This window comes from Rhodococcus sp. 852002-51564_SCH6189132-a, assembly GCF_001665495.1.
Taxonomy (GTDB): Bacteria; Actinomycetota; Actinomycetes; order Mycobacteriales; family Mycobacteriaceae; genus Rhodococcus; species Rhodococcus pyridinivorans.
In genome coordinates this window covers 17,493-28,525 of sequence record NZ_LZMJ01000079.1, presented here as the reverse complement: position 1 = coordinate 28,525, position 11,033 = coordinate 17,493, and the positions used below count along the sequence as shown (strand labels likewise).

At 68.6% G+C, this 11,033-nt stretch carries 11 protein-coding genes; 5 read left to right on the top strand and 6 right to left on the bottom strand.

The features are described 5' to 3' along the window. Positions 1–149 precede the first annotated feature (149 nt). Both A5767_RS19945 and A5767_RS23460 read right to left on the bottom strand, forming a co-directional pair. Positions 150–824: a Crp/Fnr family transcriptional regulator gene (locus A5767_RS19945; RefSeq protein ID WP_006552426.1), complete on the bottom strand. Its 675-nt coding sequence runs from the start codon at positions 822–824 to the stop codon at positions 150–152. 191 nt (positions 825–1,015) lie between these two features. Next, positions 1,016–1,288, bottom strand: a complete 273-nt coding sequence (locus tag A5767_RS23460; protein WP_033097906.1) for a hypothetical protein — start codon at positions 1,286–1,288, stop codon at positions 1,016–1,018. A 72-nt stretch (positions 1,289–1,360) separates the two neighbouring features. Between A5767_RS23460 and nth the strand changes: the two genes are divergently transcribed. From nth to A5767_RS19920, 4 genes are read left to right on the top strand one after another with little or no spacing between them, the layout of a single operon-like run. Further along, positions 1,361–2,155, top strand: coding sequence for an endonuclease III (nth, locus tag A5767_RS19935; RefSeq protein WP_006552424.1), 795 nt, complete (start codon positions 1,361–1,363; stop codon positions 2,153–2,155). 4 nt (positions 2,156–2,159) lie between these two features. Then, positions 2,160–2,831 (top strand): TlpA family protein disulfide reductase, encoded by a 672-nt coding sequence (locus tag A5767_RS19930; RefSeq protein ID WP_039586637.1) that lies wholly within the window; start codon positions 2,160–2,162, stop codon positions 2,829–2,831. After that, a complete protein-coding gene (locus A5767_RS19925; protein ID WP_039586635.1) occupies positions 2,828–3,526 on the top strand; it encodes an NUDIX hydrolase in 699 nt (232 codons plus the stop codon). The genes A5767_RS19930 and A5767_RS19925 overlap by 4 nt, the downstream gene beginning before the upstream one ends. After that, complete coding sequence (locus tag A5767_RS19920; RefSeq protein ID WP_006552421.1) at positions 3,523–4,710, top strand: MarP family serine protease; 1,188 nt, start codon at positions 3,523–3,525, stop codon at positions 4,708–4,710. Before A5767_RS19925 ends, A5767_RS19920 begins: the two co-directional genes overlap by 4 nt. Before the next feature lie 27 nt (positions 4,711–4,737). Here the strand turns inward: A5767_RS19920 and A5767_RS19915 are convergent, their stop codons facing one another. From A5767_RS19915 to nhaA, 3 genes are read right to left on the bottom strand one after another with little or no spacing between them, the layout of a single operon-like run. After that, positions 4,738–5,673 (bottom strand): alpha/beta fold hydrolase, encoded by a 936-nt coding sequence (locus tag A5767_RS19915; protein ID WP_033097957.1) that lies wholly within the window; start codon positions 5,671–5,673, stop codon positions 4,738–4,740. Between the two features lie 16 nt (positions 5,674–5,689). Then, positions 5,690–6,205, bottom strand: a complete 516-nt coding sequence (locus A5767_RS19910; protein WP_006552419.1) for a phage holin family protein — start codon at positions 6,203–6,205, stop codon at positions 5,690–5,692. Continuing rightward, entirely contained in the window at positions 6,205–7,431 is a 1,227-nt protein-coding gene (gene nhaA / locus A5767_RS19905; RefSeq protein WP_006552418.1) for a Na+/H+ antiporter NhaA, read from the bottom strand. The genes A5767_RS19910 and nhaA overlap by 1 nt, the downstream gene beginning before the upstream one ends. Positions 7,432–7,631: 200 nt before the next feature. Between nhaA and A5767_RS19900 the strand changes: the two genes are divergently transcribed. After that, entirely contained in the window at positions 7,632–9,002 is a 1,371-nt protein-coding gene (locus A5767_RS19900; RefSeq protein WP_064852991.1) for an MFS transporter, read from the top strand. A gap of 60 nt (positions 9,003–9,062) precedes the next feature. Here A5767_RS19900 and acs read toward each other — a convergent pair whose 3' ends face one another. Continuing rightward, the gene (gene acs / locus A5767_RS19895) at positions 9,063–10,994 is read right to left on the bottom strand and encodes an acetate--CoA ligase (protein ID WP_006552416.1); all 1,932 of its coding nucleotides are present in this window, start codon (positions 10,992–10,994) and stop codon (positions 9,063–9,065) included. Between the last annotated feature and the right edge of the window lie 39 nt (positions 10,995–11,033).

The following is an 11,033-nucleotide window of genomic DNA, read 5'->3' as shown; positions in this document are numbered from 1 at the left end:
AGCACGGCCCGCCCCGGGGCAGGCGCGGCGGGTGGGCAAGCGCGTGCTCATCTCGCCCTCGGCGCGTCGGGCGCGTCGCGCGCGCTCACCCACGCACATACGAAAGGCCGGGGCGCGGCGCGCGCCCCGGCCTTTCGTATGTGCGTGGGTCAGCGAGCGCGACGCGCCAGACGCTCCGAGTCGGAGATCAGCACGCTCTTGCCCTCGAGACGCAGCCAGCCGCGGTGCGCGAAGTCGGCGAGGGCCTTGTTCACGGTCTCGCGGGACGCGCCGACGAGCTGCGCGATCTCTTCCTGCGTCAGGTCGTGCGTGACACGCAGGGCGCCGGCCTCCTGGGTGCCGAAACGCTGGGCGAGCTGGAGCAGTGCCTTGGCGACACGACCGGGGACGTCGGTGAAGATCAGGTCGGCGAGGCTGTTGTTGGTGCGACGCAGACGACGGGCCAGCACGCGGAGGAGCTGCTCGGCGATCTCGGGGCGCTGGTCGATCCACGCCTTGAGCGCATCGCGGTCCATGCTCACGGCTCGCACCTCGGTGACGGTGGTGGCGGTGGAGGTGCGCGGACCCGGGTCGAAGATCGACAGCTCGCCGAACATGTCGGACGGGCCCATGATCGTCAGGAGGTTCTCGCGACCGTCGGGCGAACGACGTCCGAGCTTCACCTTGCCGGAAACGATGATGTACAGCCGGTCGCCGGGCTCACCCTCGTTGAAGATGACATGGCCGCGCGGGAAATCTACAGGCTGAAGCTCTTTGATCAGCGCCGCAACCGCCGAGGGCTCGACTCCTTGGAAGATGCCTGCTCTGGCCAGGACCTCGTCCACGTGCGCTCCTTTTGGGAATGATTCGTCATCTACTGCCGGGTCTGCACGTCGACGGACTTCCTGGGCAGGTCACCTGTCAGGCGTACGAGCGCCCAGTCTATCGTGCGCGCTGCACGAGTGAGTGACCGATACCACGGAAACGATCGACGAACCCGATCATCGGTACCTCGAGGCTACCGGCAAGTAGTCGTTCAGCTGGCGCGGCGCGCGCGCAGATGACCGTCCGAATCGTCCGCTCCGTCGGTGCTCGGTCCGCGGCGGCGGCGACGCTGGAAGCGGGCCAAAGCCCCGGGGAAACCTTCACGAGCGAGTGCCGCGACATCGGCCTGGTCCGCTTTGTCGAGGAACTCTTCCACTTCCTGCTCACGGACGGACAACCGGCTCAAGCGCGCTTCGACACGTTCCATGGACAGTGCGAACAACATGAGCAGCACCGGGAAGAGGACGACAGCAAGAGCTTGCATACCCGGAAGTAAACACCCGCAAGGTCTCGGAAGAGACACGGGGCCGGATCCTGGGGAGAGTGTTTACGTAGAGTGGATCAGGTGCATGCCTCCCAGTCCGAGAGCCCCGAGACGGCCCCGCGCCGAGTGAACGGAAAGGCTCGCGGACCGGAGTCGCGACTGGCCCTCGTCCGTCGCGCGCGACGGATGAACCGGCGCCTCGCCGAGGCTTTTCCGCACGTCTACTGCGAACTGGACTTCACGAATCCGCTCGAGCTCGCCGTCGCCACGATCCTGTCGGCGCAGTGCACGGATGTGCGGGTCAACCAGGTGACCCCCGCTCTGTTCGCCCGGTATCCCGACGCCCGCGCGTACGCGGAGGCGGACCGCGCCGAGCTCGAGGAGTACATCCGCTCGACCGGCTTCTACCGCAACAAGGCCAACTCGCTCATCGGTCTCGGCCAGGCCCTGCTCGAGCGGCACGACGGCGAGGTTCCGGCCCGGCTGAAGGATCTCGTCGCGCTGCCCGGCATCGGCCGCAAGACCGCCAACGTCATCCTCGGTAACGCCTTCGATGTGCCGGGTATCACGGTCGACACCCACTTCCAGCGGCTCGTGCGTCGCTGGGAATGGACCGACGAGACCGACCCGGTCAAGATCGAGCACGCGGTGGGTGTGCTCATCGAGCGCAAGGAATGGACGCTGCTGTCCCATCGCGTGATCTTCCACGGTCGGCGCGTGTGCCACGCACGCAAGCCGGCATGCGGGGTGTGTGTCCTCGCGAAGGACTGCCCCTCCTACGGGACCGGGCCCACCGATCCGCAGACCGCGGCCACGCTGGTGAAGGGACCGGAGACCGAGCACCTGCTCGAGCTGGCCGGGCGGTGACGGAGTGCGTCCTTCCACAGCAGGCCGCTGGAGCCTGGCAGCTCTCGTCGTCGTCATCGCATTGATCGTCGCCATCTGGCCGCGCGACCGCAGCGACCCTCCGCCGGCCACCGGCCCGGGACCGGCCGCACCCTCGACCGCACCCGTGGACCGCCGGCCCCAGGACGGCGCGCAGGCCCTCGCTCCGCTGCGGGAGACCGCCGCACTCGATCCGTGCCCGCAGCCGGGCGGGTCCACGCCTGCTCCCGCCGGTCCGCTCGCCGGTCTGGTCTTCGAGTGCGTGAGCGACGGATCCTCCGTCGACCTCGCGGCCGCCCTCGCCGGAAGGCCCGCCGTGGTGAACCTGTGGGCCTGGTGGTGCGCTCCCTGCGCCGAGGAACTGCCGGTCCTCCAGGACTACGCCGCCCGGGTGGGCGAGGAGGTCACCGTCGTCACCGTCCACACCGACCCGAACGAGTCGAACGCCCTCGGCCGGCTCGCCGACTACGACGTGCACCTGCCGGGTGTGCAGGACGGCTCGGGTCGCGTACAGGCCGCGGTCGGCGCGCCCGCCGTCCTTCCCGTGACGGTGCTGCTCCGCGCCGACGGGTCGGTCGCCGCCGTGCTCCCCATCCCGTTCCGGTCGGCCGACGAGGTCGCCTCGGTCGTCGAGGAGCATCTGGGGGTGGCCGCATGATCCCCGAATGGCTCCGGCGTGTCGCCTCGGTGTCGCCGACCGACCCGCACGGTCTCAACCCGATCCTGAACCGTCGCGCCCCGCGCGTCGCGCGGGTGCGGCAGGCCTCGGTGCTGGTGTTGTTCGGCGGGTCGCCGGAGGCCGATCCGATGGCCCGCGGCGGACTTCCCGCCGACGCCGACGTCCTGCTCACCCAGCGCGCCGCGACGCTGCGGCAGCACAGCGGGCAGGTGGCCTTTCCCGGAGGCGCCGCCGATCCCGAGGACTACGGCGCCATCCACACCGCACTTCGTGAAGCGGAGGAGGAGACCGGCCTGGATCCGTCCGGGATCCGGCCGCTCGCCGTGCTCCCCGAACTGTTCATCCCGCCTTCCGGCTTCGACGTGACTCCCGTGGTCGCCTACTGGGAGACCCCGAGCCCGGTCGGAGTGGTCGATCCGAAGGAGGCGACCCGCGTGGTCCGGGTGTCGCTGCACGAGTTGCTCGACCCCGACAACCGTTTCCAGGTCCGGCACCGTCTGGGTTATCAGGGCCCGGCCTTCCAGGTGGACGGGATGCTGGTCTGGGGTTTCACCGCGGGTGTGCTCGCGGGTCTGTTCGCGGTATCGGGGTGGGAGATCGAGTGGGATCACCACGACGTCCGTGATCTCGACGTCGTACTCGCCGAACTGGAGACGGGGGTGGTCGAATCATGACCGGATCGGGCTGGATCGATCTGATCATCGTGGTGATCGTCCTGATCGCCGCGTCCTCCGGGCTCCGGCAGGGCGCCGTCGCCTCGGCGCTGGCCTTCCTGGGTGTGCTGCTCGGTGCGGTCGCGGGCATCCTCATCGCCCCGCACGTGCTCGTGCACATCGACGATGCGCGCATGCGCATCCTCGCCGGCATCGCTCTGATCGTGGTGCTGGTGGTGATCGGCGAGGTGGCCGGCATGGTGCTCGGACGTGCCGCGCGCAGCGGCATCCACAGTCCGGGTGCGCGGGCGGTCGACAGCGTCGTCGGTGCCGGTCTGCAATCGGTCGCGGTGCTCGTCGCCGCGTGGCTGCTCGCCATCCCGCTGACCGCCACGACCCAGCCCGCCGTCTCCGCAGCCGTGCGGGGATCCCAGGTGCTCGGGACCGTCGACGACGTCGCCCCCGACTGGATGCGTGCGATCCCCAACGAGTTCTCGGCGTTGCTCGACACCTCGGGTCTGCCCGAGGTGATCGGGCCGTTCGGGCGTACCCCGATCGCCGAGGTGGAGGCACCCGACGGCGGTCTCCTCGAAGGATCGGTCCCGGCCCGGCTGCAGACGAGCGTGCTGCGCATCAACGGTGTCGCACCCAGCTGCCAGAAGGCACTGGAAGGATCCGGTTTCGTCGTGGCCCCTGAACGGGTGATGACGAACGCGCACGTCGTGGCCGGAACCGCAGCGGTGACCGTCGATACGGACGGCGGCCCGCTCGAAGCGACCGTCGTGCTGTTCGATCCGGAGGTGGACGTCGCGATCCTCGCGGTGCCGGGACTGACCGCGCAGCCGCTGGATTTCGCCCCGGAGCCGGCGGAGTCGGGTGACGACGCGATCGTGCTCGGCTACCCGGGCGGCGGTCCGTACACGGCGAGCGCGGCGCGGATCCGCGAGACGCTCGACCTGCAGGGCCCGGACATCTACCGCGGCGGCACCGTCGAACGCGAGGTGTACACGGTGCGCGGCACGATCCGGCAGGGCAACTCGGGGGGTCCGCTGGTCGATCCGTCCGGCGATGTCCTCGGCATGGTCTTCGGCGCGGCGGTCGACAACACCGACACCGGTTTCGTTCTCACCGGTGCAGAGGTGAGCCGGCAGCTGGAGATGGCCGGGGTGAATCAGCCGGTTGCGACCGGCGCCTGCATCGTCTGACGTCTGCCCGTCCGGCGGACGGGCAGATCAGTCGAGTCCGCGGACGAAGTCGGCGAGCAGTGCCGTCACCGCTTCGGGCTTCTCCTGATGGGCGTAGTGGCCGGCCCCGTCGACGAGTTTCAGGATCCGTCCGGGGGCGTGCCGCACGCAGCGTCGGAGGGTCGCGGCGAGCACGTAGGGATCCAGCGCGCCGTGCAGCTGCAGGATCGGCAGGGTGAGCTCGACGTCCATGGCCTTCATGAAGCGGCGACCGTCGGGACGCCACTGGCTGCGGAACGCCCAGCGCTGGTATTCGAGGGTCAGGTGCGCCGTGCCCGGGATGCGGATCGCGGTGCGCAGCCGGTCGACGACATCGGCGAACTCGTCGGTGCGTCGCCAGTCCGGGCCGCACCGCACACGCATCAGCCGTTCGATCTCCAGGCCCTTGTCGCGAACCAGCTTCCGTTCGGGACGCCACGGCAGCTGGTAGGCGAGGAAGGTCGGCACCAGAGCCTTGCGTTGCGCGCGGTCGCGCAGGGTCGCGTCGCGCAGCGAGATGGGGTGCGGGGAGTCGACTACCGCGATGGCCCGCACGACATGCGGATGGATCACCGCGGTCGCCCAGCACACGAGGCCCCCGTCGGCATGGCCCACGAGGACCGCCTCGGTGTGCCCGAGCGCGCGGATCAGTCCCGCGATGTCGTTCGAGAGCGTCCAGCCGTCGTATCCGCGGGGCGGCTTGTCCGTGTCGCCGTAACCACGCAGGTCCACCGCGACCGCCCGGTAGCCGAGATCGGCGAAGGCGGTGAGCTGGTGACGCCACGACCACCACAGGTCGGCGAAGCCGTGCACGAACACCACGAGAGGTGTGTCCGGGTCGTGCGGACCGGCTTCGACGGCATGGAAGCGGATGCCGTTGGCGTGAATGTCTCGATGCGTCCACGGTCCGGGATACCGGACCGTGGACGGGTCGGGGACGGGCACTGGCTGTTCCGGTTCGTCAGCGGGTGACGCGGCGCGGCGCGGCGTGGCGCGGGCCGTCCGCATCGTGTCCGTCCTGGCTGCTCGGGAGGATCGACGCGGTCTGCTTGAGCGAGTCGATGGTCTTGTTCGGTGCGCGCAGCTTCCGGACCCGCATATAGCCGATCAGGGCCAGCAGGCCCGTCACCACCAGCATGATCAGGAAGACGATGAGGAAGGCGAGCCAGCGCGCCACCCAGACATCGAGGAGTTCGGCGAGAAAGAAGAAGAAGAAGAACGAACTGAAGGTCAGCACGGCGAGCGCGAGGATGAAGAACAGGCTGCCCTGCACGCCCTTCTTGACCTCGCCGGTCACCTCGGCCTTGGCGAGCTGGACTTCGGCGCGGAACAGTGTGGACAGCTGTGTCGCTGCGTCGCGTACCAGTTCGCCCACACTGGCATCGCGGGGTGTCGGAGCGTCCACCTTCGTCAACGGGATGCCCGAAATGCTCGACGGGACTCCGTTCTCCGGACGATTCGCGTTCGTCACGCTCACTACTCGACCCCTTCGGTTGGTTCGTTCCGTTGGCGGTGGGCGCGCCCACGCCGTAACAGTAGCGCCGACCCGAGGACAGAGGCGATCAATGATGTCACCAGCACGGCGGCCTTGGCGATCTCGGCGGGCTCGCCACCGTGGATGTCGCCGAGCGAAAGTTCGGCGATGAGCAGGCTCACCGTGAACCCGATGCCGCCGATCACGGCGAGCGCGAGCACGTCTCCCCACATCAGCCCGGTCGGGCGGGTGGCGAGACCGAGCCGGATCGAGATCCAGGTCGCGCCGAAGATCCCGACGGTCTTGCCGAGGAGCAGTCCGAGGACGACGGACTGGCCGACAGGATCGGTGAACACCTGGCCGAGCATCTCCGCACCGATGGGTACACCGGATGCGAACAGGGCGAACAGCGGGACGCACAGACCGGCGGACCACGGTTGGATGTGGTGGACCAGCCGCTCGGCGGGTGCGTAGTCCTCCCCGGGATCGGTGCGGACACGGGTGAGCAGGCCGAGGAGGACCCCGGCGACGGTCGCGTGGATGCCTGCGTTGTGCATGGCGTACCAGGTGAACAGTGCGAGCGGCACATACAACCACGGCGTGGTGATGCGCTTCTGCTGCGCGAACCAGTACGCCGCCGCTGCGGCCACTGTGGCGAGCAGCCACGCGACGGCGAGTCCCGAGGTGAACAGGATCGCGATGAGCGCGATGCCGATGAGGTCGTCGACGACCGCCAGGCTCAACAGGAACACCCGGGCGCTGGTGGGGATGCGCGAACCGGTGAGGGCGAGCACGCCGAGAGCGAAGGCGATGTCGGTCGCGACGGGGATCGCCCAACCCCGGTCCATTCCCGGCGCACCCCAGCCCACGACGGCTGCGATGACGGCAGGAAGGATCACGCCGCCGCATGCGGCGATCACGGGCAGGATCGCCTTCCTGCGATCGGCGAGTTCGCCTGTGACGAGTTCGCGCTTGAGTTCGAGGCCCGCGACGAAGAAGAAGACGGCGAGCAGGCCGTCCTTGGCCCAGTCGCCGACCGAGAGGTGCAGGTGCAGGAACTCCGGGCCGATCTCGAAGTCCCGCAGAGCGACATAGGAGTCGCCGAAGGGGGAGTTGACCCAGATCAGCGCTATCGCTGCGGCGATGAGCAGCAGTGAACCGCCGACCGTCTCGGTGCGGAGGAAGCGACCCAGAGGTGCGGTCCAGGTGGGTGAGGAGGTGTCGGACACGGGCGTCTTTCGCTGGGCGGATACGGGCACGGGCGAACCGTCGCCGACCAGACTTCCCGGCACACCGGGGAAGAGTCTAACGCCGGACGGAGGGCGTCCGTAGGGGTGTCCGATTTGCGGTGGGCGGAAACTCGGGTGTTCACTTTCCTAGCAAGTGGGATCTGGTCTCAGAATGTGAGTGGAGTAGTGGGGATGGTTCAGTGAGCACATCGGTCGGAGTCGAGGACGGGGGTTCCTCGCTCGTCGCAGGCGTTCCGCGCCGGCGCATCGTCGTCGCCAGCATGGTCGGCACGTCCATCGAGTTCTACGACTTCTACATCTATGCGACAGCCGCCGTCTCGGTCTTCCCGCACCTGTTCTTCCCGCAGGGCAACAGCACGACCGCGCTGCTCGCCTCCCTCGCGACCTTCGGTATCGCTTTCGTCGCCCGCCCGGTCGGATCCGTCGTCTTCGGGCACTTCGGCGACCGCATCGGCCGCAAGGTCACGCTCGTCGGCTCGCTCCTGACGATGGGCATCGCGACCTTCCTCATCGGCCTGCTGCCGACCTATCACCAGGCCGGGCTCATCGCACCGGCGTTGCTGGCGCTCATGCGCTTCTGCCAGGGCCTGGGTCTCGGTGGGGAGTGGTCGGGTGCGGCGCTGCTCGCCACCGAGACGGCCGAACCCGGCAAGCGCGCCTGGGCGGCGATGTGGCCGCAGCTCGGCGCACCCATCGGCTTCATCGGCGCCAACGGCCTGTTCCTGATCATCGCGCTGGCGCTCGGCCACGACAACGGCGATCCCGACCTGTCGAGCGCCTTCCTCGAATGGGGCTGGCGCATTCCGTTCCTGCTCAGCGCGATCCTGGTGATCATCGGGCTGTACGTGCGGCTCAAGCTCGAAGAGACGCCGGTCTTCGCCAAGGCCGTCGCCGAGGGCAAGAAGGTCAAGACGCCTCTCGCCGAGGTGTTCAAGAACAGCTGGCGTGAGCTGATCATCGGCACCTTCGTCATGCTCGCGACGTACACGCTCTTCTACATCATGACCACCTGGGTTTTGAGCTTCGGAACGGGCAAGACCCCCGAGGAAGGTGGCCACGGTGCCGGTTTCCAGTACGCGGACTTCCTCGTGCTGCAGCTGGTCGCGGTGCTGTTCTTCGCCGCGGCGGTTCCCGTCGCCGGGTGGCTCGCCGACCGCTACGGTCGCCGCTCGACCCTGCTGGTCGTCACGGGCGCGATCATGGTGTTCGGCCTGTGCTTCCAGTTCCTGCTGTCGAGCGACGGCATGAGCTCCGGACGCATGCTGTTCTTCCTCATCGTCGGCATGCTGCTCATGGGTCTGACTTTCGGGCCGCAGAGTGCGATCCTGCCCGAGCTGTTCCCGACCAACGTCCGCTACACGGGTTCCGGAATCTCGTACAACGTGTCGAGCATCCTCGGTGCCGCGGTGGCCCCCTTCATCGCGACGTGGCTGGCCACGAGCTACGGCGTCGGCTGGGTGGGCATCTACCTGCTGATCGCCGCGGCGACGACCTTCGTCGCGCTGCTCGTCGTCAAGGAGACCCGCGACCGGTCGCTCGACGAGGTGTAGTCGTACCGACCGCGAAAGGCCCCTTCCGGATCCGATCCGGAAGAGGCCTTCGTCGTTCGGCTACTTGCCGCGGATCGCGTCGAAGACGGCCGGATCGACGAGCGTCGAGGTGTCGCCGAGCTCGCGGCCCTCGGCGACGTCGCGCAGCAGGCGGCGCATGATCTTGCCCGACCGGGTCTTCGGCAGTTCCGGCACAACGGTGATCTGACGGGGCTTGGCGATCGGGGAGATCTCCACCGCCACGTGATCGCGCAGTTCCTTGATGAGCGTGTCGCCGGTGTTCTCGACGTGCTCGCGCAGGATCACGAACGCGACGATGCCCTGACCGGTGGTCTCGTCCGCCGCGCCGACGACCGCGGCCTCGGCGATGGACGGGTGCGACACGAGCGCCGACTCGACCTCCGAGGTGGAGATGCGGTGACCGGAGACGTTCATGACATCGTCGACGCGGCCGAGCACCCACAGCGCTCCGTCGTCGTCGTAACGCGCACCGTCGCCGGCGAAGTACCAGCCCTGCTCGGCGTAGCGCGACCAGTAGGTCTCGCGGTAACGCTGCTCGTCGCCCCAGATGCCGCGCAGCATAGCCGGCCACGGCTGATCGAGCACCAGGTAGCCGTTACCGCCCGCGCCGAGCGGGGTGGCCTCGTCGTCGACGATCTTCGCCGAGATACCGGGCAGCGGCGCCATCGCCGAGCCGGGCTTGGTGGCGGTGATGCCGGGCAGCGGCGAGATCATGATCGCGCCGGTCTCGGTCTGCCACCAGGTGTCGACGATCGGGGCCGAATCCGCGCCGATGACCTCGCGGTACCAGCGCCACGCCTCCGGGTTGATCGGCTCGCCGACACTGCCGAGCAGACGGATCGACGACAGGTCGTGGGCGTCGGGGATCTCGCGACCCCACTTCATGAACGTGCGGATCAGCGTCGGGGCGGTGTAGTAGATCGACACCCCGTACTTCTCGATGATCTCGAAGTGCCGGTGCTCGTTCGGCGAGTTGGGGGTGCCCTCGTAGACGACCTGGGTGACACCGTTGCTCAGCGGGCCGTAGACGATGTAGCTGTGGCCGGTGACCCAGCCGATGTCGGCGGTGCACCAGTAGACGTCCTTGCCCGGCTTGTGGTCGAAGACGTAGTGGTGGGTGTACGACGCCTGCGTCAGGTAGCCACCCGAGCTGTGGATGATGCCCTTGGGCTTACCCGTGGTGCCCGAGGTGTACAGGATGAACAGCGGGTGCTCGGAGTCGAACGGCTGCGCTTCGTGCTCGGGGGAGGCCTTCTCGACGGTCTCGTGCCACCACAGGTCTCGCCCTTCGGTCCACTCCACGTCGATGCCGGTGCGCGCGACGACCAGCACGTGCTCGATCGACTTTGCGTCGGCGACGGCCTCGTCGGCGGCGTTCTTGAGCGGCGCGGCCTGGCCGCGCCGCCACTGCCCGTCCACGGTGACGAGCAGCTTGGCCTGCGCATCGTCGATGCGCGACCGCAGCGCCGACGACGAGAAGCCGCCGAACACCACCGAGTGGGTCAGGCCGAGGCGCGCGCACGCGAGCATGGTGACGATGGCCTCGGGGATCATCGGCATGTAGATCGCGACGCGATCGCCGGCGACCAGGCCGAGCTCGGTGAAGGTGTTCGCGGCGCGGGAGACCTCGGCGAGGAGGTCGTTGTAGGTCAGCGACCGGCTGTCGCCGGGCTCGCCCTCGAAGTGGATGGCGACCCGATCGCCGTTACCGGCCTCGACGTGCCGGTCGACGCAGTTGTAGGCGACGTTGAGCTTGCCGCCGACGAACCACTTCGCGAACGGAGCGTTCGACCAGTCGAGCACTTCCGTCCAGGGCTCCGCCCAGTCGAGTCGTTTCGCCTGTTCGTCCCAGAATCCGAGCCGATCGGCGTCGGCCGCGGCCTGCAGTTCCGGACCGGCGTTGGCCGTGGCGGTGAACTCCGGGCTCGGCGGGTACGCCTTCGATTCGTGCTCCTGGGCTGCGCTCGTCATGGTGCAGGGCCTCTTTCCGGGATGGTTCCATTCGGGCTC

Excerpts from the sequence above, each read along its gene's own strand:
- A5767_RS23460 (WP_033097906.1), bottom strand. The coding sequence starts at position 1,288 with ATGCAAGCTCTTGCTGTCGTCCTCTTCCCGGTGCTGCTCATGTTGTTC.
- A5767_RS19925 (WP_039586635.1), top strand. The coding sequence starts at position 2,828 with ATGATCCCCGAATGGCTCCGGCGTGTCGCCTCGGTGTCGCCGACCGAC.
- A5767_RS19920 (WP_006552421.1), top strand. The coding sequence starts at position 3,523 with ATGACCGGATCGGGCTGGATCGATCTGATCATCGTGGTGATCGTCCTG.
- acs (WP_006552416.1), bottom strand. The coding sequence starts at position 10,994 with ATGACGAGCGCAGCCCAGGAGCACGAATCGAAGGCGTACCCGCCGAGC.